Below are 22,663 nucleotides of genomic sequence, written 5' to 3' on the forward strand. Positions count from 1 at the left end.
TCTTAAATTATGAACCTGAAGTTGTTGTAGCAACTGCTAAAGATTGTGGTAAGAATTCTTTGATATCAGCATGATCTCCTTTCAAAGAAAGCACACCATTTTCAGATACATTTAAAGCAATTGTTTTATTTGCAACTTTATTCGATACCCCTGTAGAATTGAACTTGTACTCAATACCACAAGTTAATGTTTCATTTGCACCAGAGCCAGCTACAATTTTCGCTTCACCGTACTTACCTGTAATAGTTTCACTTCCTGATGCAGTAGTACCTGTTTGGAAACACGAATTATTTTGCAGGTTAGTTTGAATCGTTGTTTTTAGTCCACTAGCCAATGACAAAGCTTCACTCACTTGAGATTTAGCGATATAGTTCTGGTAAGCAGGAATCGCAATCGCAGCAAGAATACCGATAATTGCAACAACAATCATTAACTCGATTAAAGTAAAACCTTTTTGAGCGTTCATAACATCTCTCCTAATTTTTTTAAGTTCAAAGTTAACAACCTATCCCCAAAATAGATTTTGTTGTTGCTAACTAACTGATGCTATTTTCGGATAACGCTTCAAGGTTGCCAATAAATAATTTCCAAATTTATTTTTAATGTTAATTTATGTAAAAAAGTGACATTTTTTGTCACTTTTCTTAAATCAATTTAAAATAATTGGCTGATTACTGAGCTCATTTTCCAAATCTTGCACTTTATCATCATAAAAACGATTCAAAATTTCGCCGACTTCCATCACGCCAACAATAACACCATGTTTATAATTTTTATTTTTTAGCTCATTAATCATGTGATCACAGATTGCTTGCCAATCCTGTTGCGTTGTGGCCTTTTGAATTCCACGATCAATCACAATTTCAACTTTCTGCTCACATAGATTTAAATATATCAGTACCCCACTATTAAACTCTGTATCCCATACACCTAATTCAGCAAAAAGTTGTTCTGCGCGCTGACGAGTATTCATTGAATAAGCCAAGGCACATGGAATATATCCCTCTAGGACCACTTGGATCTCTCCAACATGACCTTGCTCCGCTTGTTTCACTGCCTCTGCAATCGCATTTTGATCCATTTTGGAAAAATAACGTTTAGACGCAGGCAAATAACAAAAGTGCTTAATCCAGCGCTTGAAGCTCTGTTGAGATGCTTGCTGCAACTTTGGTTCAGTGATAATTTCTGTCGTTTCAGTTTTTGTTACCATGAGCCTGACGCACCTCCCCCACCAAAGCCACCACCACCGCCACTAAATCCACCACCGCCAAATCCGCCTCGACCGCCACTGCCGCCGCGTCCTCCGCCAGATAAAAATGCTTGGAAAATCAACTGTGCGATGGATGTAAATAATAAAAAGAAAATTCCAATACCCACAATCAAGCTGATTAAAATCCCTGAACCATAAATCATACTCGCAGCAAAAGCAGTAACGCCCGCGACCGAAGCACTTAAACGATTACCAATAATAAAAGAACCAATCACACCAGCGATTAAAATAAATAATACCGTGTTAAATGTCTTTTCCTTTGCATATTGCGCTTTTAAGGCTTGTTCTTGTCTAAGTTTCAGCTCTTCAGCAGCCTGTTGGGCAATTTCAGGATCAAGGTTAACAATTCGTTCAATTTCTCTAACCCCTGCAATTAAACCCTGTCCAAATTCATTGGCTTTAAAATAAGGGGTGATTTGTTCGCGAATGATTCGACTCGCAACGATATCTGGAATCACACCTTCCAATCCATAGCCTGTTGCGATATGTAATCTTCGATCATTGATTGCCACCGCGATTAACAAGCCATTATCTTGTTGAGCAGAACCCAACCCCCAAGTCTGTGCAGTCCGCATTGCAAAATCAAAGATACCTTCCTGACCAGTTGTTGGAACGATGACGATCCCAATTTGAGCCTTACCCTCATTATATAGAACGCGAATTATTGTATCGAGTTCTGACTTTTCTTGAGGAGAAAGTATATTCGCCTGATCTATCACAGGTTCATTTAATGTAGGGAGTTGACGTTGTGTGTCTCCTTCCTGCATATCATTTGAAACAGTAACAGGAGGTACTGGCGTCTGGTTATTTTGCTGAGCACTTGATGATGGATTTGTTGAATTGGGTTGAATCACTTTTCCCAGCACAATCGCGTCAGACTCATGATCTACTGCTGTTGTAGTTTCTGCATGAACCATTTGCAATGTACAGGTCATCGCAAAGACAAATAGCCATGAAATCAATTTCATACTATTTTGTCTAAGATGCTGAGTTCTCATGCTCATATTCATCAACTTCTAATCATTGATTTAATCAAAAGAAACATTAGGTGCCTTTTGTGCACTCGCTTCAGCACTAAAGTTTTCTTTTGCATCCATGCCAATGACTTTCGCAGTTACGACTTGTGGGAATTGACGAACATAGGTGTTGTAATCTTGGACGGTAGAAATATAACGATTACGCGCAACTGCTATACGGTTTTCTGTACCCTCTAATTGTACTTGCAAATCACGGAATTGCTCATTCGCTTTAAGATCTGGATAGTTTTCAGTCACTGCCAGCAAACGTGATAATGCACTTGTCATTTGTGATTGCGCTTCTTGGTATCGTTTAAACAATTCTGGATTTTCAAGAACTTCTTTATCAACTTTGAGCCCTGCAACATTTGCACGTGCCTCTGTGACTTCAGTTAAAACTTGTTCTTCATGTTTTGCATATCCTTTAACTACATTCACCAAATTCGGAACAAGGTCTGCTCGACGCTGGTATTGGTTTTGTACCTCAGACCATGATGCAGTCACCGCTTCATCTTTCGCTTGAAGTGTATTGTACCCACAACCTGTGAAAAGCAAGGTACTTGATAATGCGAGCACAACAGCTGATTTTTTTAAAATTTGCATGACATCAACCTCATTATTTATTTGTATTTGTTTAATTAAAAATATTGTATACGCAAATTCAAAATTGAATGTAGCATTTATTTTATGGCTTTAATTTATATAAAAACATTAAGATAAAAAAAGCCACCCTAAGGTGGCTTTTTGTTTGAAATTACTCTTCGTCTTTTTTATCGTCAGCTGGAGGTAAGTCCTTCACAGCTTCAGCAATTAGACCAAACATGTAGTTTCCGTATGCATTAGTTTTATCATAATGGAAACGTAAACGAGGTGTGATACGTGTCTTAATACGACGACTCAGCTCATGACGCAGAAAACCTGATGCTTTATTTAAAACATCTAAAGTATCTTTATTTGCTGCTTCACTTTGCTCATCACCAAGTTCACGCCCCATGACAGTGACATAAACTTCAGCATAGCCTAAATCTGGGCTCACTTTCACTGCTGAGATGGTCACAAGACCACCTAAGCGTGGATCTTTCAGCTCCTGACGGATGAGTTCAGACAATTCACGCTGAACCGTGTCCGCCATACGCTTAAGACGTTGACTACCCGCCATTAAAGACTCCGTTTAATTAATTGAACATCATAGACTTCGATTTTATCGAGTACTTTGATGTCTTTATAGCCTTTGACTGCAAGACCACATTCCATACCAGCACGAACTTCTTCAACCACTTCTTTATAACGGCGAAGTGATTCAAGTTCACCTTGGAACACAACCACATCATCACGTAAGACACGAATTGGTTTATTACGGTGTAATAAGCCCTCAAGAACCATACAACCCGCTGCAGCACCAAACTTACTCGAGTGGAATACTTCACGTACTTCAGCCACACCAAGAATTGTTTCACGATGTTCTGGTGCAAGCTTACCACTCATGGCATCTTTCACATCATCAATCAATTGGTAAATGATTGAGTAGTAACGGATGTCGATACCATCTGCGTCAGCTTTTTGGCGCGCTGTATTATCTGCACGAACGTTAAAGCCTAATAAGAATGCTTCTGAAGATTCTGCAAGTGTGACATCAGACTCAGTGATCGCACCAACACCTGAACCAATTACACGCACTTTCACTTCATCAGTTGAAAGTTCAGCCAATGCAACATGAAGCGCTTCCAATGTACCGCGAACATCTGTCTTCAGAACTACATTCACAATCGGCACATCTTTTTTGCCCATTGAAGCCATTAAGTTTTCAAGACGCATTGCAGATTGACGCTCTAAACGTTTTTGACGTTCACGATCCATACGCGCATCAGCTACTTCACGTGCTTTCTTCTCATCATTTACAACAAGAACTTCGTCACCTGCCATTGGCGCTTCTGGAAGACCTAAGATTTCAACTGGAATCGATGGACCTGCAGATTTAATACGTTGACCATTTTCATCAGTCATCGCACGTACACGACCGTAAGATGCACCAGCTAGAACAAGGTCACCTACTTTTAATGTACCATTTTGAACAAGAATCGAAGTAACCGCACCACGGCCTTTATCAACACGCGCTTCGATTACAACACCTTGTGCCGCACCTTCTTCAGAAGCTTTAAGCTCTAGAAGTTCAGATTGAATCAAGATCAAGTCAAGAAGTTCATCAATACCTGCACCCGTGTGCGCAGAAACCATCGCGACAGGGACATCACCACCCCATTGCTCAGGCACGATTTCTTTCGTTGTCAATTCATTCAATACGCGATCTGGATCAGCAGATTCTTTATCCATCTTGTTGATTGCAACAATGATTGGCGTACCTGCTGCACGAGCATGGTCAATCGCTTCCGCTGTTTGTGGCATAACACCATCATCAGCTGCGACCACTAATACAACGATATCAGTTGCTTTCGCACCACGTGAACGCATCGCAGTAAATGCTGCGTGTCCCGGAGTATCTAAGAAAGTGATAATACCTTTATCCGTTGTAACGTGATAAGCACCGATATGCTGTGTAATACCGCCGGCTTCACCTTGCGCTACTTTCGCACGACGAATACGATCAAGAAGCGATGTCTTACCATGGTCAACGTGACCCATGATAGTAACCACTGGTGGACGCGTTGTTTGTGCACCACGTGCTTCTTCAGCCGCTTCAAGCAAGTTATCTTCCGCTTGAGTATCTGATACTAGAACTGGGTTATGACCCATTTCTTCAACCACTAGAACTGCTGTATCTTGGTCGATTGATTGGTTTTGAGTGACAAGCTCACCCATTTTCATGAGTGTTTTAATTACTTCACGAACCTTAATCGCCATTTTTGCAGCAAGGTCAGCAACAACAATAGTTGCACCGATTTCAACATCATAAACTTGCTTTTTAACTGGCTTCTCGAAACCATGTTTATTAGCTTGGCTTGATTTCAAACCACGTTTATGGGAGTTGTCACGGAAAGATTGCTCTTCTTGACCACGACGACCACCTTTCTTAGGAGAACGTGCACCTGGTGTGTTATTACCACGCTTAATGTCACGGTCTTCTTTCGCGAATGAATCTTCGTATGCTTGACCAACAAGACCAGCAGCCAATGGAGAATCATCGACCACACGAATCGTTGCAGTTGCATCTTCATTAGAGTACTTAGAAGCCATCTGACGCATTTGTTCAAGCGTACGTTGTTGTGCTTCTTCAGCTGCTTTACGACGTGCTGCTTCTTCAACTGCTTTTAATTTAGCAGCTTCAGCTTCACGTGCTTTTTTCTGTTCTGCAGTTTCAGTTGGCTTAGTTGCCTGTTTAACAATCGGTTTATTTGTTGACTTGCGCTTAACCACAACCGCAGCTTTAGCAACTTCTTGCTTCTCACTCGATTGTTTCGCTGCAGCACGCATTGCATCTAAGTTCGCTTTCGCTTTACTTACTGCAGGTTGCGCCTTCTCTTCAGCTTGAGCTGGTTTAACTTCAACTTTTTGCTGTGCTTTTGCTTCAGTTTCAGCTTTTGCTTTTGCCAATGCTTCAGCTTTAATTTGTTCAGGATCTGGCTTAGTAAACGTATGCTTCTTACGAACTTCTACGTTAATAGTTTTAGCTTTACCTGATGTACTTGCTACTTTTGCAGTACTCGTAGTTTTACGTTTCAACGTGATTTTTCCTGCGCTGCCGCTGTCTTGCCCATGCGCTTTTTTCAAATGAGCGACTAAACGGTCTTGCTGTTCTACTGAGATTGTGTCTTCTGCCTTAGATTGAGGCAACCCAGCATCTCGCACCTGATCTAATAGTTTTTCAACTGGAAGACCTACGCTGACTGCTAACTCTTTAATTGACTTATCCGTCATGTATGACCTCCTCGTTAATTAAACCATGATTCACGTGCTTTCATGATCAATTGACCTGCTTTCTCAGCACCTAAACCTTCGATATCAGAGATATCATCAGTTGCCTGATCTGCTAAATCATCTACTGTGATTACACCGCGAGCCGCTAGTGCATAAGCAAGCTCTGAACTCATTCCTTCCATCGCTAGAAGCTCTTCGCTCGGTTCTTGAATATTTTCTTGCTCTTTCAGTGCATCTGCTAATGCAACTTCTTTCGCACGGCTTTGTAAAAGCTCAACCGTTTCTGCATCTAATTCGATTTCATCAAATGTTTCAGCTGGAACGTAAGCAATCTCTTCAAGTGAAGTAAAGCCCATTTCTACCAATGCCATCGCAAGGTCTTCTTCAATATCAAGACGACCTACAAACATATCGAGATATTGCTGTGCTTCATTTTGTTGACGAGCACGGTACTCTTCTTCAAGCATCATATTGAGCTTGTAACCAGTTAACTCAGAAGCTAAACGTACGTTTTGACCTTGAGAACCAATTGCACGCGCCAATTGATCGCTTGTAGCAAAAATAATATCTGCTGTGCGTTCTTCTTCATCAATCACAATACCCGATACATCAGCTGGCTCTAAAGCACTTGCGATATATTGAGCTGGATCATCTGACCAAACTACAACATCAATACGTTCACCGTTCAATTCTTGCTGTACAGCTTGGATACGTGTTCCACGCATACCAATACATGCACCGACTGGATCAATACGATGATCGTTCGTTTTCACTGCAATTTTAGCACGAACACCCGGTTGACGTGCAGCAGCTTTAATTTCGATGATTTCTTCAGAAATTTCTGGAATTTCTTTTTTCATCAATGCCATTAACATTTCTGGCTTAGCACGAGAAAGTTGTAGCTGCGCACCACGACCTTCACGGTTTACGTTAAATAAAATCGCATTTACACGCTGTTTAGGACGTAAAATTTCTTTTGCGATCATTTCTTCACGTGCAAGATATGCTTCCGCATTCTCACCGAGGTCAATAATGAAACCATCTTTAGTTTGTTTCTTTACTTCACCGTAAATTAACTCACCAACTTTAGATTCATATGCATCTGCAATAAGCGCACGTTCAGCTTCACGAATTTTCTGAACAATAACTTGCTTCGCGATTTGAGCTGCAATACGACCAAATTCAATTGATTCTACTTCAAGCTCACGCACATCACCGATTGACCATTTCGCTGGGTCCACATCAGAAATCGCGTCTTGGCATGCAGGCATTTCATGATCTTCATCTGCTACTACAGTCCATTGACGGAAAGTACGGTATTCACCAGTCTTACGATCGATTTCAACGCGCAACTGTGCTTCTTCAGAATTTGTGCCTTCGTAGAATTTTTTCTTCGTTGCAGCAACTAGAGCTTGCTCGAGCGCTTCGAAAATCGCTTCACGACTAACACCTTTTTCATTACTAACCGTCTCAGCAACGGTAAGAATTTCACGGCCCATAAGTCACCTACTATTCAAATTCTTTTAGTTAAGATTAATTTAGTCTTGGTAGATCAAGTTGGCCTTATCGATATTGTGACTATCGATCTCGAGCACTTGTTGCTTTTCAACTTCAACTTGGATCATTTCATTTTCTACATCTACAGCAACTAGTTTCGCTTGGAATTTACGGCGGTTATCCACTGCAGAAATCAAACGTAAAGCAACTTGTTGACCAATATATGCTTGCATCTGTTCAAGTTTAAAGAAAGTACGATCCCAACCTGGAGATGACACTTCTAATGCATATTCACCAGAAATTGGATCATGAACATCGAGGATTGCACCAACTTGTTGGGTAACACGTACACAATCTTGCACACCCACACCACGACCAAGATCAATTTCACCGTCTTCGGAAATAACAGGTTCTTTGTTTGGATCTTCAGGCTTGTCAATGTAGATACGTACTAGCGAACGCTTACCCTGAGGTGTAAATTCTAAACCCCATAGTTCAACATCGCACGCCTCAACAGCGGGTGCGATCAGTTCATACAATGCTTGGGTTTTATTTGATAACTTCATTTACTCTCGTCATTTATGTGCGATTCAATCGGCCAACAGACCGACACAGACTAACTATAGTGATAGCATGATTATTTGACCAATTGATGTCCACACTACACGATAGATAACAAAAAAGGGCGCATTCGCCCCCATTATTGCACAGAAAAGCAATGCCCACTGTGCAAAAAGGCCCACCTAGTTGTGAGCCTCTTTAGAAACTTGGTAGCGGGAGCTGGATTTGAACCAACGACCTTCGGGTTATGAGCCCGACGAGCTACCAGACTGCTCCATCCCGCATCAACGTGCAAAATTATATCTAAATTTGAATCATTTTTCAATCAGAAAAACTTTCTAATTAGACTTGATTAAGTTGCACCTTAATCAAAAGTGGTAGCGGGAGCTGGATTTGAACCAACGACCTTCGGGTTATGAGCCCGACGAGCTACCAGACTGCTCCATCCCGCATCAACGTGCAAAAAGTATATCTCAACTCAAACTTTGTTTAAGTTGCCTATTTTAAGTTTGCATCTTAATTATAGGATTGATTGGTAGCGGGAGCTGGATTTGAACCAACGACCTTCGGGTTATGAGCCCGACGAGCTACCAGACTGCTCCATCCCGCATCAACAGATTTTGCTGCAAACACCAACTTAAACTTCTGGATTATAAGTTGGTGCGGAAGGGGGGACTTGAACCCCCACGCCCGAAAGCACTACCACCTCAAGGTAGCGTGTCTACCAATTCCACCACCACCGCAGCTGTGACGCATTCTAGTGGTTTCAATGAAAAATTGAAAGCGAAATATTCAATTATTCAGCTGGTTTTGGTGCAGTTGATGAAGTTTCAGGCGATTTTTGATCAACTTGCTCAGTTGTGTTAATCGTTTTCAAACCATAAGCATCTGTCGTTTGCTGCTTCGCAAAGTAAGCCAAGCTAATACTTGTGATAAAGAATAAAGCAGTAAGTATCCCGGTTAAACGAGTTAAGAAGTTACCAGAACCAGAAGCGCCGAATACAGTCGCTGCACCGCCACCGCCAAAAGACGCACCTGCATCTGCACCTTTACCATGCTGTACTAGAATTAAAATAATCATCAATAACGCTAAAATGATGTGTAGCACCAGTACAAAAGATTGCATGATGAACTCCTAATTATTTTGATTGGGCAAATGCTTGCGCAATTTGAACAAATGATTCCGCATTGAGTGATGCACCGCCTACGAGGGCACCATTGATATCAGGGCATGCTGCCAATTCAACAGCATTCTCAGGTTTTACACTACCACCATAAAGAATTGCTATGTTTTGACCTACAGGTGTAATTTGACTCAATCCTTCACGAATTTTAGCATGCATTGCTTGTGCATCATCCGGGGAAGCTGTTTTACCAGTTCCAATTGCCCAAATTGGCTCGTAGGCGACGGTAATATGCACCCATTGCTCTGGATTCACAACACCTGCAATGTCACAAATTTGTTGTAACACCACTTGCTCAGCTTGCCCACTTTCACGCTGTTCAAGGCTTTCACCCACACAATAGATGATATGTAAGTTAGCAGCTAAAGCATTTTTTATTTTTTCATTAAGAATCGCAGGCGTGTCATTAAATATTTCACGACGCTCAGAATGTCCAATTAATACATAATCGACTTGGCTATCCTTTAAAAGATCTGCGCTAACTTCACCTGTAAATGCACCAGTACCCGCAATACGTGATACATCTTGAGCGACCACAAACACTTCATGAGCATCTGTTTCAAGTTCATTTTTTACTTGGAGTAAAGCCAATAAAGTTGGCGCAACACCAATTTTACAAACATCATGAGCGATTGAAGCTTGCTCAAGCTGTTGTTTCAAATCAGCTAAAAGCTGTTGCGTGTTAGCCTGCATTGGGTTCATTTTCCAATTGCCTACAACCCACGGAGTAATTGTCGAACCCGACATAGATCTAACCTTCTATCAAAAATGCGCACATTCTACACGGATTTTAAAAAATTAACGTAAAAATTCAATGGATACAGATTCAGCACCTAGAATTCTTTAAAAAAAGACAACATAAGACACAATACCCAACAGAATAAGTGAAAAAATTCAATTTTTTCATAGTTTTCGGATAATATTAATGATTTTAAGTATAGAATTTTCTACTTATAACCGTATAATTTTACTATTCGAATTATAAAATGAATTTAAGGCGTATTGGGGATGACTTTAGATCAAAGTGGGCCAAAATTTTCTGGGTTAAGTCGTCGTTTGGTTGATGAAGGCATTTTGACCTCCCAGCAAATGCAAAATGCTATTATTAATTCAAAAAAATCTCATCAAAAATTAGTACCTTACCTCGTTGAACATCTCAAAATACGAGCAAATACGATTGCTGAAATGGTTGCTCAAGAGTTTGGGGAGCCATTGTTCGATTTAGATGCATATAATGTTGAGTTACTACCCAAAGATATCGTTGCAGAAAATCTTGTTACAAAACATGTAATCTTACCTTTGTATCAACGAGGTATATCTTTATTTGTAGCGACGAGTGATCCTACAGATATCGAAGCATTGGAAGCAATTCGATTTAATAGTAAATTAAACGTCGTTCCTATTACTGTAGAACATAATAAACTTGAAAAACTGATCGAAAAGCATTTTTCTGAAAATGAGAATTTCAATTTCGGTGACGAAGATCTTGACGTTAACGTGGTCGAGAACGATACACCGCAAAATAATAACGATGATGGTCCTTCAGGTGATGATTCCCCGATTGTTAAGTACATCAACAAGCTTTTGGTTGACGCCATTCGCATGGGTGCATCAGATTTACACTTCGAACCTTATGAAAAAACGTACCGAGTTCGATACCGCGTTGATGGTGTTTTAAGAACTATTGCAAATCCACCATTGCAACTCGCGAATCGATTAGCTTCACGCTTGAAAGTTATGTCTCAAATGGATATTTCAGAAAAGCGTATTCCGCAAGATGGCCGTATTAAGCTTAAATTATCTCGTACTAAAGCGATTGATTTTCGTGTTAACTCATTACCAACCTTATTTGGTGAAAAAATCGTATTACGTATTTTGGATCCTTCTAGTGCAATGCTCGGTATCGATGCATTAGGTTATGAAGAAGATCAGAAAGCTTTATTTCTTGAGGCACTTGAAAAGCCTCAAGGCATGTTACTGATTACGGGCCCAACAGGTTCTGGTAAAACAGTATCGCTTTATACAGGATTGAATATTTTAAATACTGAAAATGCCAACATCTCTACAGCAGAAGATCCCGTAGAAATTAACTTAGAAGGCATTAATCAGGTCAACGTCAATTATAAAGTGGGCTTAAGCTTCTCAGTCGCATTGAAATCATTCCTGCGTCAAGATCCTGATATTATTATGGTCGGGGAGATTCGAGATCTCGAAACAGCTGAAATTGCAATTAAGGCAGCACAAACAGGCCACATGGTGATGTCTACACTTCATACCAATAGTGCTCCTGAAACCTTAACCCGTTTGCGCAATATGGGGGTTCCCTCTTTTAATATTGCAACTTCGGTGAATCTCGTCATTGCTCAACGACTTGCTAGACGACTGTGTGTGCACTGCAAAGTACCTGCTGATATTCCTAAACCAAGTTTGTTAGAAATGGGATTCACAGAACAGGATTTAGCAGATCCAGATTTTAAAATTTATCAACCTGTCGGTTGTCCTGAGTGCCGTGATGGTTATAAAGGACGTGTCGGTATTTATGAAGTCATGAAAGTGACACCTGAAATTTCGAAGATTATTATGGATGATGGCAATGCATTAGAGATTGCAGCTGCATCTGAAAGACTGGGGTTTAAGAATCTTCGACGTTCGGGCTTAATTAAGGTCATGAACGGACTCACTTCTTTACAAGAAGTGAATCGTGTGACCAGTGAATAATTAAAAATAAGGAAATCATTATGGCGGTGAAAAAAGCACAGATGATGCCAACGTTTGTATATGACGGCGTGGATCGCAAGGGTACCAAAGTTAAAGGTGAAATGCCTGCGCGTAATATTCAACTTGCAAAAGTCATGCTCCGCAAACAAGGCATTACGGTGCGTAGTATCCGCGAGAAGCGCAAGAATATTCTTGAAGGCTTAATGAAGAAGAAAGTGTCTACTTTGGACATCACCATCTTTACGCGTCAGCTTGCCACCATGATGAAAGCAGGTGTACCACTTGTTCAAAGCTTTGAAATTGTTGCAGAAGGCTTAGATAATCCTGCAATGCGTGAAGTGGTTTTGGGTATTAAAACTGAGGTCGAAGGTGGTAATACTTTTGCAGGTGCACTACGCAAATATCCTCAGCATTTTGATCAGTTATTCTGCTCATTGGTAGAATCAGGTGAGCAATCAGGTGCGCTTGAAACCATGCTCGATCGAGTTGCGATTTATAAAGAAAAAAGTGAAGTTCTCAAACAAAAAATTAAAAAAGCGATGAAGTATCCAATTACTGTCATTGTGGTTGCAATTATTGTGACCATTATTTTGATGGTCAAAGTGGTTCCTGTCTTCTCTGAGATGTTTAGCTCATTTGGCGCAGACTTACCTGCGTTCACGCAACTCGTAGTGGCAATGTCTGAGTGGGTGCAAAAATATTGGTTTATTTTAATTATTGGTATCGCGCTGACCATTATCGGCTTTATTGAAGCCAAAAAACGTAGTCAAAAATTTGCGGATGCATTAGATCGCACGGCTTTAAGGCTGCCTATTTTTGGTGATTTGGTTTATAAAGCAATTATCGCACGTTATAGCCGTACACTTTCAACCACATTTGCTGCCGGCGTCCCTTTAATCGATGCACTCCAATCAACAGCTGGCGCAACAAATAACGTGGTATACGAGCAAGCAGTTATGCGTATTCGTGACGACGTTGCGACTGGTCAACAACTTCATTTCGCTATGCGCTCGACCAATTTATTCCCATCTATGGCTGTGCAAATGGTAGCGATTGGTGAAGAATCGGGTTCACTCGATGCTATGCTAGATAAGGTTGCAACCCATTATGAAAGTGAAGTCGACAATGCTGTCGATGGCTTAACCTCCATGATGGAGCCTTTGATTATGGCCATTCTAGGTGTCTTGGTCGGCGGCTTAGTCATCGCAATGTATCTTCCAATTTTTCAAATGGGTTCTGTGGTGTAATGAACGAAATAATTGCGTATTTAATTCAATCGCCTACAGCACTCTATTTAACTGTAGGAATCATCAGCTTATGTGTCGGCAGTTTTTTAAATGTTGTCATTTACCGCACACCTAAAATGATGGAGCAAGAATGGCGTCAAGACTGTCAGATGTTTTTACATCCCGACCAAGCCATAATTGATGAAGATAAACTCACGCTAAGTAAACCTGCATCGACCTGCCCAAAATGTAAAACACCTATTCGTTGGTATCAAAATATCCCCGTGATAAGTTGGTTATTTTTACGTGGAAAATGTGGTGAATGTGAAAATCCGATTGGCATTCGTTATCCACTGGTAGAAGTTTTGACTGCTGTTTGCTCATTAGTGGTCGTCGCGGTATTTGGTCCAAGCCTACAAATGCTTTTTGGCTTAATTTTAACGTGGACACTGATCGCACTCACATTCATCGACTTCGATACACAACTTTTACCCGATCGATATACTCTCCCCTTGGCTGCACTTGGTTTAGCGGTAAATAGCTATGCACTCTACACCTCACCTACCTCCGCCATTTGGGGTTATTTGATTGGTTTCCTCTGTTTATGGGTGGTGTACTATCTATTTAAAATCGTGACAGGCAAAGAAGGAATGGGATATGGCGACTTCAAATTACTGGCCGCGCTTGGTGCATGGATGGGTCCATTTTTATTACCGCTCATTGTCCTACTTTCATCCTTAGTCGGTGCAATCATCGGCATCATTTTGATGAAAGTCAAAAAAGAAAATCAGCCCTTTGCTTTTGGACCTTATATTGCGATTGCTGGATGGATTGCATTCTTATGGGGTAACGAAATTATGAAGGTTTATTTAGGCGGTTAAGCTAAAATAAGCCCCATTATGATAATTACAAGGTTTTTTACATGCGCTTTATTTTGGGCTTAACAGGTGGTATTGGAAGTGGAAAAACTGCTGCAAGTCAGTGGTTTGAAACACAAGGTATTACTGTTGTTGATGCAGATATCGTAGCACGTGAAGTGGTTGAAATTGGAAAACCTGCACTACAAAAAATTAAAGATCATTTTGGGGATTGGGTGCTATTGGAAGATGGCGCACTCGACCGCAGAGCGTTAAGAGACCATATTTTTAAACATCCTGAAGCTAGAAAGATATTAGAAAATATTACGCATCCTGCAATTCGCCTATCGATTATTGAACAACTACAACGGGCGACCAGTCCTTATGCCATTTTAGTTTCCCCACTCTTGTTTGAAACCAATCAACACCAACTTACTCAACGTACTTTACTGATCGATGCATCAACAGAATTACAAATCTTGCGTGCTTCGCAACGTGATCATCAAGACATTGAGCAAATTAAAAAGATAATGAGTGCGCAAATGTCTCGTGAAGAAAAATTAAAACGTGCAGACGATGTTGTTATAAATGATGGTGAACTTGATCATCTCTATCAACAACTCGCTGTAAAACACCAATATTATCTTAGTCTTGCACAACAAGCTTAGATTAAAAAAAAGCAGTCTAAGAAGACTGCTTTTTTTGTTGCTCAAGTTTTTGGCTTAGTGCATCTTGGCGACCCAGCCATCGCCATGGTTGTAATGCGCCTATCGCCATACCCAACAACCCAAATAACATTGCAATACTTAAAGGTTCATTTAACAAAGGCACTGCCAAAATTGCAGCTAAAAAAGGCGCTAAATTGGTAATGCTCCCTGCTTTAAAAGCCCCGAGTCTTTTAATCGCTTCCACATAAGTTAATGTTGCAATAATGACCACGAATATGCCATGAAATATTGTTTGAAACAGTAAATGCTGAGGCTCAGGAGTACTAAGATTTTTGGGTAAAAATAACACGTAAATGGGTACATAAATCACGGCTGACCAGATGGCAACTCCACACATCGCCTGCCATGCACTCAGTTGGAATTTACGCAGTAATACGGTAAATATTGCCCAAAAAATGGCGCTCAAGAAGAATAATCCATCACCAGCACCAAAAGGAATGCCTGATTCACGATACATCAGGAGACTCATAATACCGAGCACGGTGATCATAATGATCAAACTTGCCCATGTATGACGATCAAAAGCCTGCTTCATCAATATAAAAGCCACAATGGCAGTACAAATAGGAATACAACCATTGAGAAAAATTGCAGCATGCGCAGTCGGTGCATAGTGAAATGCGCTATAAGCCAACAAACAATAGATCACACCACCAATCATTGCCAAGATAAATGGTTCTTTTTTAAGTAAAAAAGAGGCTTCTCTACGATAAAGTAGAATCGGCATTAAGATCAAAAAAGCCAGTGAAAAACGCAGTGCCACAATGTCCCACGTATTGATATGCCATAGCGCATTTAATCGTGCAGTGAGGGTAAATCCCCCCCAGATGCACATGGTAGTAATAAGAAAAAAATAGCCTTGGGCTCGATCTGAAAGTGCCATCTCTAATTAGGCTTGACGTTGTCTACATGCTTCGTAAAGTGCCATGCCTGTCGCCACACTCACATTCAAACTTTGTAAATTGCCACTCATTGGAATATAAACTTTGTGATCGCATTGCGCCTGAGTAATCGGTCTTAAACCAGTATCTTCAGCACCCATAATCACTGCGACAGGACCAGTCAAATCACATTCGTGAATAGGTAGAGCATGCTCATCTAACATCGTGCCAATCACTCGTACATTAAAATCATCTTTGATTTTGGCTAAAGTACGAGCCAAATTCGTCACTTGGATAAATTTAACTTTCTCTGCACCACCAGCAGCAACCTTACGAGCCGTTGGTGTTAAGCTCGCAGAACGATCACGTGGAACAACGACCGCATGTACACCCATGGCTGCAGCAGTTCGAATACATGCACCCAAATTATGCGGATCCGTCACTTGATCAAGCGCCAGTAAAAAAACATTGTCTGTACTTTTGATTAATTGCTCAAGATCATTTTCATTCAGCGTTGGATGAGGACGAACTGCTGCAACAACACCTTGATGAAAAGGTTGTCCAGCCAGTTTTTCAAGGCTGTCTCGGCTCGCTTTTTGAATACTAATTCCGAAAGGTTCAGCCAACTCAAAAATACGTTTTAAACGTTGATCTTCACGACCTTTTAGTGCAAATAGAGTCAAAACGCGTTCAGGTTCTAACTCCAACAATGACTCCACAGAATGAACGCCATAATAATATTCGGGTTTAGCCATGAACGACCTCAACTCACTAAGACAATACAATAATATAGAAAAGAAAAATCCCGCAAAGCCAACTTTACAGGATTTTATATAGCGAATAGTTTAACCGATTTGACCATTGAATGTTGGTCAAATTTTTTTTGGGTAATTAGCCTTCGAAATGACAAACGTAGTCTAATACGTCATCTGTTTCGATTTTGAAACGGCTCTCACCAGGCACGTAAAATGACTGCCCTGCACGGAAAAGCTCATGTTCTTCATTGTCTGCAATTGTGACACGACATTCACCAGAAATAATTTCCATACGCTCTGGTACATGTGTTTCAAAAGTAAGCGGTTGTTCCGTCGGTAGAATAACCCCAAGTGTTTTTTTCGTACCGTCTTCAAATTGAACAGTGTGGCTAATACACGTCCCGCCAAAATAAACATTTGATTTTTTTACAACAGATACATGATCAAATTGTGATGACATGCGTATTCTCCAAATAATGCGCATTTTATAAATTTTAATTGCCGTAGTTTAATTGCGCTCGAGCAACTAATCAATCAGTGTTTTGCAATGGTTTTTATAAGCAACTTTTATTCCCTATTGATGAAATTTAAAGATTTTTTTGATTTCTTCTATATATCTTTTGTACACAGGTAAAAGAATATATTCAGTCACTAGTAATCAACCTAATTTCAGTTAAAATGCAAACTAAAAGTTCTCATATTCAAATGTCGTGACTTGAGACTAAAACAAAATTTCTCTATCTTAGAATCCACACTTTCGCAGCTCGGATGCGTTTATGCTGACACACCTTAATCTGATCAACTTTGCTTTAGCCGATAACTTAGCCATTGATATTGATCAAGGTTTCAATGTTCTTACGGGTGAAACTGGTGCAGGTAAATCTTTATTACTCGATGCATTATCAGCGTGTTTAGGCGAGCGTACTGATACGAATTACGTTCGTTATGGTTCAGATAAGGCTGATGTTACAGCCGTATTTAGTTATCAAGATCAAAGTCCTGAAGCTGAATGGTTAAGCACTCATGAGCTGGCAGATGAATCGGGTGAAATTCATCTAAGACGGGTAATCTTTGCTACAGGTCGTAGTAAAGCTTGGATCAATGGACGTCCAAGTAGTCTTTCAGAATTAAAGGAAATAGGCAGACTCTTAGTCCAACTTTACAGCCAGCATAGTCAGCAACAATTGTTAGAACCGCCCTATCCAAAACATTGGTTAGATCGTTACAGCAACTTTGCTCAACATACGCTTGCTGTCAAAGACAGTTATAACGCATGGCAAAAAAATATCCGACAGCATCAAGCTGCGCTTGATGCACAGACCACCCGCCTTCAACGCATTGAGACACTTAATCTTCAATTAGAAGAATTAGAAGAAGTGGTTCGACTTGACTATAAAGAAATTGAACAAGAGTTCGATCGCTTAAGTCATCATGAACACATCATGCAAGATTGTAGTTATGCAATCAACGTTTTAGATGAGTCTGATCAAAATATCACTCAGGAAATTTCAAGTATTATTCGCAAGCTTGAATCTCATGCAGGTCGTAGTGATTTACTCTCTGAAATTTATAACTCATTATTAAATGCGCAAAGTGAACTCGATGATGCCAGTGCGAATTTAAAACAATTCATTGACCGTCAGAGTTTTGACCCTGAACGAATGGAAGAGTTAAACACGCAACTGGAAATATTCCATCGTTTAGCGCGCAAATATCGAGTACAACCCGAAGATTTAAAATCAGAATACGAACATTGGCAGGCAGAGCTAGAACAATTACATCAGCTTGAAGATCCAGAGACTTTGGCTGAACAAGTTGACATTTCACATCAACAGTTTATAGAGAAAGCTCAATATCTAGATGATATCCGTCGTAAAGCAGCAGAACCCTTAGCCAAACTCTTAACAGAACAAGTCAAGCAACTGGCTTTACCAGAAGCTCATTTTGAATTCCGTTTTGATCCTCTGGAGCAACCTTCATCTGAAGGGTTTAGTTTTATTCAATTATTGTTCACAGCAAACAAAGGGATTCCACCTCAACCGCTTGCGAAGGTTGCTTCTGGTGGTGAATTGTCACGTATTGCATTGGTCATGCAAGTCATGAATGCAGAAAAAACTGAAGCAGAAGTACTCGTTTTTGACGAAATTGATGTGGGCATCAGCGGTGGAACAGCTGAGATTGTCGGTCGCTTATTGGCTGGATTAGGTCAACATGTTCAAATTCTATGTATTACACATCAAGCCCAAGTTGCAGCGCAATCGGACCAACATTTGTTAGTGAAAAAACTGCAAACAGACCCTGCTAGCAGCACTATCGTTGAGCTTGATGAAGATCAACGGATATTAGAGCTTGCTCGTATGACTGGTGGTGTCGAAATTAGCGAGACCACCCTTCAACATGCAAAACAATTAAGACAATTAAAGTTTCAGGTCAGCACATCTTGATTATTTTAAAAGGATTGTTGAAAACCCATAAGTCTAGTATGTTGAAGTAAAGTGATACTCAAACATAGGAGAAGCCATTAGGTGAGTAAACAATTTCTAACGCACCGTTGCCTGATTGCCCCACCTGATTTAGCAGATGATTTCTTCGCAAATAGTGTGGTCTATATCGCTCGTCATGATCATGAAGGTGCGCAGGGAATTATGATCAATCGTCCAGCTGGGATTCAGGTTAAAGAACTCTTAACAGATCTTGATATCGTGGCAGATCATGTTCACCCACATGATGTCTTACAAGGTGGTCCTTTACGACCAGAAGCGGGTTTTGTACTTCATACGGGTCAACCTACTTGGCATGCGTCCATCGCTGTAGGTGAAAATCTCTGTTTAACAACTTCAAAGGATATTCTTGATGCAATCGCACACAATGAAGGTGTTGGTCGCTATCAAATTGCTTTAGGCTATGCAAGTTGGAGTAAAAACCAGTTGGAGCAAGAAATCGCTCGAGGTGACTGGCTCATTTGTGACTCTGATATGGATTTGATTTTTAACTTACCCTATGACGATCGCTGGGACGCTGCCTATAGAAAAATGGGGGTCGATCGTACATGGCTTTCATCTGAGATTGGACATGCCTGATTCAACTACCGCTCAACTTATTATGGCCTTTGACTTTGGCACACAAAAAACAGGAATGGCTGTAGGATCGTCTATTATTGAAAGTGCTACCCCACTTTCACTTTTACCGATGAAAGATGGCATTCCCAATTGGGATGATCTACTCAAAATTGTAAAACAGCATTCTCCAAATCTGTTTTTAGTCGGGCTACCACTGAATATGGATGATAGCGAATCGGAACTATCAACACGAGCACGTAAATTTGCCCGTCGTTTAAGACACCAAACCAATATAGAAACATGGATGGTGGATGAGCGATTAACAACTCGCGAAGCGCGTGATGAACTCGATCATTATCAGGCGCAAGGGCGTGGAAAAAAGTTGTCCGCAGACAGCTTGGCAGCCGCTTTATTTATTGAAAGTTGGTATCGTAATCCTCAAGGTATTCAACCTTAATAGAATACTTGCCATTTCATCTAGGATAAAAATAGCGAAAGGTTAAATTGATTCTAGGCTCTAATACTTTGGTTGATTTCGCTAAAGTGTGTTTCCAAAAACGCTGTGTTTGACCTTTCATTACAATTAACTGTCCTGATTGTAGATACATTTCCGCAGTATGAGTTTTATCACGATGTTTAAATCTAAATTTTCGTGTTGCACCGAGACTCAGTGAGGCAATGACAGTCTCGCCATGTTCAGGATCTCTTAATGCAGCCTCATCATCACTATGCCATCCTACACCTTGAGTTCCATCTTCATACAAATTAGCCAAACAAGAATTAAATTGAACTCCTGTTATAAGTTCAATTTTTTGCTTGAGTGCTAATAATTTCAAATCCCAAATCTGTGCTTGTTTATCCATTCCTGAATAGTGATATTGATAGTTTTGGTCACCATACCATACGACTTTACGACCCGTCTTAAAATATTGGCCGTATAAAATCACTTCATCCTGTTTCCAAGCCAAACCTTCTAAAAAATAATCGAAATAATCCTGTGATTCAGCATGAGTAAGTATAAGGCCGTAATCTTCTACAATCCCATCACAAGGTAGGAGGTTTGAATTGGGTTCGGGTGCAAACAGCTCGAAGTTCATAACCAATTTGCCATGAAAATATAACCGTATATTAGCTGAGTATTTTAACTGACAAATTGAAACATTGTGAACGCTTGTGACACTGGACAATCAAGCTTAGACTGGCATAAATCTAGACAATAAAAACAATCGCTTATGAATTTATGGCAACTTTTTCTAAAACTTAAACCTTTCGTTCGACCTTATCGCTTTTTAGTGATTGCCACTCTCTTTCTTACACTCATCGGCTCTTTCACAGCTCAAGTGAATGCACTCACTTTGCAGTATGCGGTTGATGAAATTAATGCGCTGGTTGAGAATGGTTTTGGCTTAGCTGAAGGCTGGAATATCCTGATTACCATTACAGCGATATTATTGGGTAAAGAAGTAATTAATGCTTTTGTCCAATTCGGACAAAAGTTTTATGGTGAAAAACTTAGAATTTTTATTTCACAAGATCTAGCACAAGGCATCATTGAAAAATTTCTGACCTATAGATTAGCTTTTTTCAATGAAGAGGATAATCAGGCGGGAAAATTACAAACAAGAATCGATCGTGGTATTGGCTCTCTGACTCGTCTAGTTCAAATATTCTTTATTGACATTTTGCCGTTATTTACCAGTGCGATCGTGGCTTTAGGATTAATGTACTACGCCAACTTTTATGTTGGCTTGGTGGCGACCACTATCGTTCCAATCTACTTCTGGTTAACTTATAAACAAGCACAAAAACTCGGAGGCTGGCGTCGAAATTTACGTGATGGTCGAGAAAAGAAAAGCCAAGGTATCCTCGGAATTATTAATTCAATTACGGTTATCAAATCTTTCAACCGCGAGTCAATAGAATCAACCAAACAACTCAAACTACAAAAAAAACTCACAGATAATCAAATGCAAACCCGTCAGGTCAGCTTTTTATTTGATGGGTTAAAAACCTTTATTGAACAAATAGGTATTGTTTTAATCATCATCCTAACTGCGTATTTTGTGCTTGATGGTCAGATGAGCATCGGTATGATCATGTTTCATGTACTGTTGTTCAATAATGTATCCGCGCCAATTCGCTCCTTACATCGTATATATGATGAAGTGAATGATGCCATGATCTATTCAGAAAGCTTCTTTAAAATTTTAGAAGCAGATGATCAAATTGAACCTACAGGTCAACTCAAACCGCAAATTCAAGGAAAATTTACGCTGAAAAATGTTGAATTCTTTTATCCAAACGGTCACCACGCACTAAAGAATATCAATATGGAGATTCGACCCAATAAAATTACTGCATTAGTTGGCTTATCAGGTGCGGGAAAATCAACCTTAATCAGTCTTTTAGATAAATTTTATGAACCTAATCAGGGGTGTATCGAACTCGATGGAATCGATCTCAATCAAATTGATACACAATATTTGAGAGATCATATTGGATTAGTCCTACAAAAAAATCATATTTTCCAAGGGACTATTTTTGAAAATATTCGCTATGGTAAAACAGATGCTACTGAAGAAGACGTGATCATTGCTGCTAAAAAAGCATCCATTCATGAGCAAATTTTACAACTTCCAGATGGCTATCATTCCGATGCATTGCAACTCTCTGGAGGACAACAACAGCGTATTGCGATTGCTCGTATGTTCTTGAAAAATCCACCGATTATCTTTTTAGATGAACCGACAGCGAGTTTGGATGCCATTGCTTCGGAACAAATTAAACAAAGCCTTGATGAGATTAAACAAGGACGTACTGTCATTATTATCTCGCACAGCCTGTCGCAAATTATTGATGCGGATTACACCTATGTCATGAAAGAAGGCGAAATTGCCGAGCATGGAGAACATGATGCTCTTTACCATCAAGACGGTGTATATAAACAAATTTTTGATGCGATGGCTAAAAGTTTGAATATCGAAAAAATTGCAAAAACTTTTGAAGACGATGGGGATGAGGAAACCCATAGTTAAAGT

22 protein-coding genes and 4 tRNA genes are annotated in these 22,663 nt (G+C 40.1%); 8 read left to right on the top strand and 18 right to left on the bottom strand.

Going from position 1 to position 22,663, the window contains the following annotated elements; translation table 11 throughout:
- Nucleotides 1–7: 7 nt before the first annotated feature.
- The 14 genes from AC1M9C_RS08900 to tpiA all read right to left on the bottom strand — a co-directional run bounded on the left by AC1M9C_RS08900 (nucleotide 8) and on the right by tpiA (nucleotide 10,148).
- On the bottom strand, nucleotides 8–466 hold the full coding sequence (locus AC1M9C_RS08900) for a pilin (RefSeq protein ID WP_481953558.1): 459 nt from the start codon (nucleotides 464–466) through the stop codon (nucleotides 8–10).
- A gap of 183 nt (nucleotides 467–649) precedes the next feature.
- Nucleotides 650–1,210 carry a TPM domain-containing protein gene (locus AC1M9C_RS08905; RefSeq protein WP_481953559.1) on the bottom strand — a complete coding sequence of 187 codons (561 nt, stop codon included), beginning with the start codon at nucleotides 1,208–1,210 and terminating at the stop codon, nucleotides 650–652.
- Complete coding sequence (locus tag AC1M9C_RS08910) at nucleotides 1,204–2,268, bottom strand: TPM domain-containing protein (protein ID WP_481953560.1); 1,065 nt, start codon at nucleotides 2,266–2,268, stop codon at nucleotides 1,204–1,206. Before AC1M9C_RS08910 ends, AC1M9C_RS08905 begins: the two co-directional genes overlap by 7 nt.
- Nucleotides 2,269–2,298: 30 nt before the next feature.
- Nucleotides 2,299–2,889 (bottom strand): LemA family protein, encoded by a 591-nt coding sequence (locus AC1M9C_RS08915; RefSeq protein ID WP_035266027.1) that lies wholly within the window; start codon nucleotides 2,887–2,889, stop codon nucleotides 2,299–2,301.
- Nucleotides 2,890–3,040: 151 nt separating this feature from the next.
- Nucleotides 3,041–3,445, bottom strand: a complete 405-nt coding sequence (locus AC1M9C_RS08920; protein ID WP_035266025.1) for a ribosome-binding factor A — start codon at nucleotides 3,443–3,445, stop codon at nucleotides 3,041–3,043.
- Nucleotides 3,445–6,159, bottom strand: coding sequence for a translation initiation factor IF-2 (gene infB, locus AC1M9C_RS08925; RefSeq protein ID WP_035266024.1), 2,715 nt, complete (start codon nucleotides 6,157–6,159; stop codon nucleotides 3,445–3,447). The genes AC1M9C_RS08920 and infB overlap by 1 nt, the downstream gene beginning before the upstream one ends.
- A gap of 14 nt (nucleotides 6,160–6,173) precedes the next feature.
- On the bottom strand, nucleotides 6,174–7,658 hold the full coding sequence (gene nusA, locus AC1M9C_RS08930; RefSeq protein WP_035266021.1) for a transcription termination factor NusA: 1,485 nt from the start codon (nucleotides 7,656–7,658) through the stop codon (nucleotides 6,174–6,176).
- A 39-nt stretch (nucleotides 7,659–7,697) separates the two neighbouring features.
- Entirely contained in the window at nucleotides 7,698–8,222 is a 525-nt protein-coding gene (gene rimP / locus AC1M9C_RS08935) for a ribosome maturation factor RimP (protein ID WP_035266019.1), read from the bottom strand.
- Nucleotides 8,223–8,424: 202 nt separating this feature from the next.
- A tRNA-Met gene (locus AC1M9C_RS08940) sits at nucleotides 8,425–8,501 on the bottom strand.
- 91 nt (nucleotides 8,502–8,592) lie between these two features.
- Nucleotides 8,593–8,669 (bottom strand) — tRNA-Met (locus AC1M9C_RS08945).
- Nucleotides 8,670–8,750: 81 nt separating this feature from the next.
- Nucleotides 8,751–8,827, bottom strand: a tRNA-Met gene (locus AC1M9C_RS08950).
- 48 nt (nucleotides 8,828–8,875) lie between these two features.
- A tRNA-Leu gene (locus tag AC1M9C_RS08955) sits at nucleotides 8,876–8,960 on the bottom strand.
- 53 nt (nucleotides 8,961–9,013) lie between these two features.
- The gene (gene secG / locus AC1M9C_RS08960) at nucleotides 9,014–9,343 is read right to left on the bottom strand and encodes a preprotein translocase subunit SecG (RefSeq protein WP_035266018.1); all 330 of its coding nucleotides are present in this window, start codon (nucleotides 9,341–9,343) and stop codon (nucleotides 9,014–9,016) included.
- 13 nt (nucleotides 9,344–9,356) lie between these two features.
- Entirely contained in the window at nucleotides 9,357–10,148 is a 792-nt protein-coding gene (gene tpiA / locus AC1M9C_RS08965; protein WP_481953561.1) for a triose-phosphate isomerase, read from the bottom strand.
- 261 nt (nucleotides 10,149–10,409) lie between these two features.
- Here tpiA and pilB point away from each other — a divergent pair, with 261 nt between their 5' ends.
- Genes pilB through coaE form a run of 4 tightly spaced genes read left to right on the top strand, consistent with a single transcriptional unit; the run spans nucleotide 10,410 to nucleotide 14,870 of the window.
- On the top strand, nucleotides 10,410–12,119 hold the full coding sequence (gene pilB, locus AC1M9C_RS08970) for a type IV-A pilus assembly ATPase PilB (protein ID WP_092766658.1): 1,710 nt from the start codon (nucleotides 10,410–10,412) through the stop codon (nucleotides 12,117–12,119).
- A gap of 20 nt (nucleotides 12,120–12,139) precedes the next feature.
- Complete coding sequence (locus AC1M9C_RS08975; RefSeq protein WP_092766657.1) at nucleotides 12,140–13,366, top strand: type II secretion system F family protein; 1,227 nt, start codon at nucleotides 12,140–12,142, stop codon at nucleotides 13,364–13,366.
- Nucleotides 13,366–14,226: a prepilin peptidase gene (locus AC1M9C_RS08980; RefSeq protein WP_035266012.1), complete on the top strand. Its 861-nt coding sequence runs from the start codon at nucleotides 13,366–13,368 to the stop codon at nucleotides 14,224–14,226. The genes AC1M9C_RS08975 and AC1M9C_RS08980 overlap by 1 nt, the downstream gene beginning before the upstream one ends.
- A 41-nt stretch (nucleotides 14,227–14,267) precedes the next feature.
- Nucleotides 14,268–14,870: a dephospho-CoA kinase gene (coaE, locus tag AC1M9C_RS08985; protein ID WP_481953562.1), complete on the top strand. Its 603-nt coding sequence runs from the start codon at nucleotides 14,268–14,270 to the stop codon at nucleotides 14,868–14,870.
- Nucleotides 14,871–14,886: 16 nt separating this feature from the next.
- Here the strand turns inward: coaE and AC1M9C_RS08990 are convergent, their stop codons facing one another.
- The 3 genes from AC1M9C_RS08990 to ppnP form a co-directional block, all read right to left on the bottom strand.
- On the bottom strand, nucleotides 14,887–15,813 hold the full coding sequence (locus AC1M9C_RS08990; protein WP_481597507.1) for a DMT family transporter: 927 nt from the start codon (nucleotides 15,811–15,813) through the stop codon (nucleotides 14,887–14,889).
- Between the two features lie 6 nt (nucleotides 15,814–15,819).
- Entirely contained in the window at nucleotides 15,820–16,566 is a 747-nt protein-coding gene (gene rlmB, locus AC1M9C_RS08995; RefSeq protein WP_035266007.1) for a 23S rRNA (guanosine(2251)-2'-O)-methyltransferase RlmB, read from the bottom strand.
- Between the two features lie 136 nt (nucleotides 16,567–16,702).
- Nucleotides 16,703–17,026 (bottom strand): pyrimidine/purine nucleoside phosphorylase, encoded by a 324-nt coding sequence (ppnP, locus tag AC1M9C_RS09000; protein WP_092766653.1) that lies wholly within the window; start codon nucleotides 17,024–17,026, stop codon nucleotides 16,703–16,705.
- Nucleotides 17,027–17,342: 316 nt separating this feature from the next.
- Between ppnP and recN the strand changes: the two genes are divergently transcribed.
- The 3 genes from recN to ruvX all read left to right on the top strand — a co-directional run bounded on the left by recN (nucleotide 17,343) and on the right by ruvX (nucleotide 20,082).
- Nucleotides 17,343–19,010 (top strand): DNA repair protein RecN, encoded by a 1,668-nt coding sequence (gene recN / locus AC1M9C_RS09005; protein ID WP_481587389.1) that lies wholly within the window; start codon nucleotides 17,343–17,345, stop codon nucleotides 19,008–19,010.
- Nucleotides 19,011–19,091: 81 nt separating this feature from the next.
- Entirely contained in the window at nucleotides 19,092–19,646 is a 555-nt protein-coding gene (locus tag AC1M9C_RS09010) for a YqgE/AlgH family protein (RefSeq protein WP_035266003.1), read from the top strand.
- The gene (ruvX, locus tag AC1M9C_RS09015; protein ID WP_035266001.1) at nucleotides 19,639–20,082 is read left to right on the top strand and encodes a Holliday junction resolvase RuvX; all 444 of its coding nucleotides are present in this window, start codon (nucleotides 19,639–19,641) and stop codon (nucleotides 20,080–20,082) included. The genes AC1M9C_RS09010 and ruvX overlap by 8 nt, the downstream gene beginning before the upstream one ends.
- A gap of 16 nt (nucleotides 20,083–20,098) precedes the next feature.
- Here the strand turns inward: ruvX and AC1M9C_RS09020 are convergent, their stop codons facing one another.
- Nucleotides 20,099–20,722 carry an alpha-ketoglutarate-dependent dioxygenase AlkB family protein gene (locus tag AC1M9C_RS09020; RefSeq protein ID WP_481587390.1) on the bottom strand — a complete coding sequence of 208 codons (624 nt, stop codon included), beginning with the start codon at nucleotides 20,720–20,722 and terminating at the stop codon, nucleotides 20,099–20,101.
- Between the two features lie 135 nt (nucleotides 20,723–20,857).
- On the opposite strand from AC1M9C_RS09020, the gene AC1M9C_RS09025 reads away from it, so the two are divergent.
- On the top strand, nucleotides 20,858–22,660 hold the full coding sequence (locus AC1M9C_RS09025) for an ABC transporter ATP-binding protein (protein ID WP_481953563.1): 1,803 nt from the start codon (nucleotides 20,858–20,860) through the stop codon (nucleotides 22,658–22,660).
- The last annotated feature ends 3 nt before the right edge of the window (nucleotides 22,661–22,663 follow it).

This window comes from Acinetobacter sp. 24-47-39 (assembly GCF_056783825.1).

What these genes read in the sequence shown, in the direction of transcription:
- AC1M9C_RS08900 (WP_481953558.1), bottom strand. Translation starts at nt 466, where the DNA reads ATGAACGCTCAAAAAGGTTTTACTTTAATCGAGTTAATGATTGTTGTT.
- AC1M9C_RS08905 (WP_481953559.1), bottom strand. Translation starts at nt 1,210, where the DNA reads ATGGTAACAAAAACTGAAACGACAGAAATTATCACTGAACCAAAGTTG.
- AC1M9C_RS08910 (WP_481953560.1), bottom strand. Translation starts at nt 2,268, where the DNA reads ATGAGAACTCAGCATCTTAGACAAAATAGTATGAAATTGATTTCATGG.
- AC1M9C_RS08915 (WP_035266027.1), bottom strand. Translation starts at nt 2,889, where the DNA reads ATGCAAATTTTAAAAAAATCAGCTGTTGTGCTCGCATTATCAAGTACC.
- AC1M9C_RS08920 (WP_035266025.1), bottom strand. Translation starts at nt 3,445, where the DNA reads ATGGCGGGTAGTCAACGTCTTAAGCGTATGGCGGACACGGTTCAGCGT.
- infB (WP_035266024.1), bottom strand. Translation starts at nt 6,159, where the DNA reads ATGACGGATAAGTCAATTAAAGAGTTAGCAGTCAGCGTAGGTCTTCCA.
- nusA (WP_035266021.1), bottom strand. Translation starts at nt 7,658, where the DNA reads ATGGGCCGTGAAATTCTTACCGTTGCTGAGACGGTTAGTAATGAAAAA.
- rimP (WP_035266019.1), bottom strand. Translation starts at nt 8,222, where the DNA reads ATGAAGTTATCAAATAAAACCCAAGCATTGTATGAACTGATCGCACCC.
- secG (WP_035266018.1), bottom strand. Translation starts at nt 9,343, where the DNA reads ATGCAATCTTTTGTACTGGTGCTACACATCATTTTAGCGTTATTGATG.
- tpiA (WP_481953561.1), bottom strand. Translation starts at nt 10,148, where the DNA reads ATGTCGGGTTCGACAATTACTCCGTGGGTTGTAGGCAATTGGAAAATG.
- pilB (WP_092766658.1), top strand. Translation starts at nt 10,410, where the DNA reads ATGACTTTAGATCAAAGTGGGCCAAAATTTTCTGGGTTAAGTCGTCGT.
- AC1M9C_RS08975 (WP_092766657.1), top strand. Translation starts at nt 12,140, where the DNA reads ATGGCGGTGAAAAAAGCACAGATGATGCCAACGTTTGTATATGACGGC.
- AC1M9C_RS08980 (WP_035266012.1), top strand. Translation starts at nt 13,366, where the DNA reads ATGAACGAAATAATTGCGTATTTAATTCAATCGCCTACAGCACTCTAT.
- coaE (WP_481953562.1), top strand. Translation starts at nt 14,268, where the DNA reads ATGCGCTTTATTTTGGGCTTAACAGGTGGTATTGGAAGTGGAAAAACT.
- AC1M9C_RS08990 (WP_481597507.1), bottom strand. Translation starts at nt 15,813, where the DNA reads ATGGCACTTTCAGATCGAGCCCAAGGCTATTTTTTTCTTATTACTACC.
- rlmB (WP_035266007.1), bottom strand. Translation starts at nt 16,566, where the DNA reads ATGGCTAAACCCGAATATTATTATGGCGTTCATTCTGTGGAGTCATTG.
- ppnP (WP_092766653.1), bottom strand. Translation starts at nt 17,026, where the DNA reads ATGTCATCACAATTTGATCATGTATCTGTTGTAAAAAAATCAAATGTT.
- recN (WP_481587389.1), top strand. Translation starts at nt 17,343, where the DNA reads ATGCTGACACACCTTAATCTGATCAACTTTGCTTTAGCCGATAACTTA.
- ruvX (WP_035266001.1), top strand. Translation starts at nt 19,639, where the DNA reads ATGCCTGATTCAACTACCGCTCAACTTATTATGGCCTTTGACTTTGGC.
- AC1M9C_RS09020 (WP_481587390.1), bottom strand. Translation starts at nt 20,722, where the DNA reads ATGAACTTCGAGCTGTTTGCACCCGAACCCAATTCAAACCTCCTACCT.
- AC1M9C_RS09025 (WP_481953563.1), top strand. Translation starts at nt 20,858, where the DNA reads ATGAATTTATGGCAACTTTTTCTAAAACTTAAACCTTTCGTTCGACCT.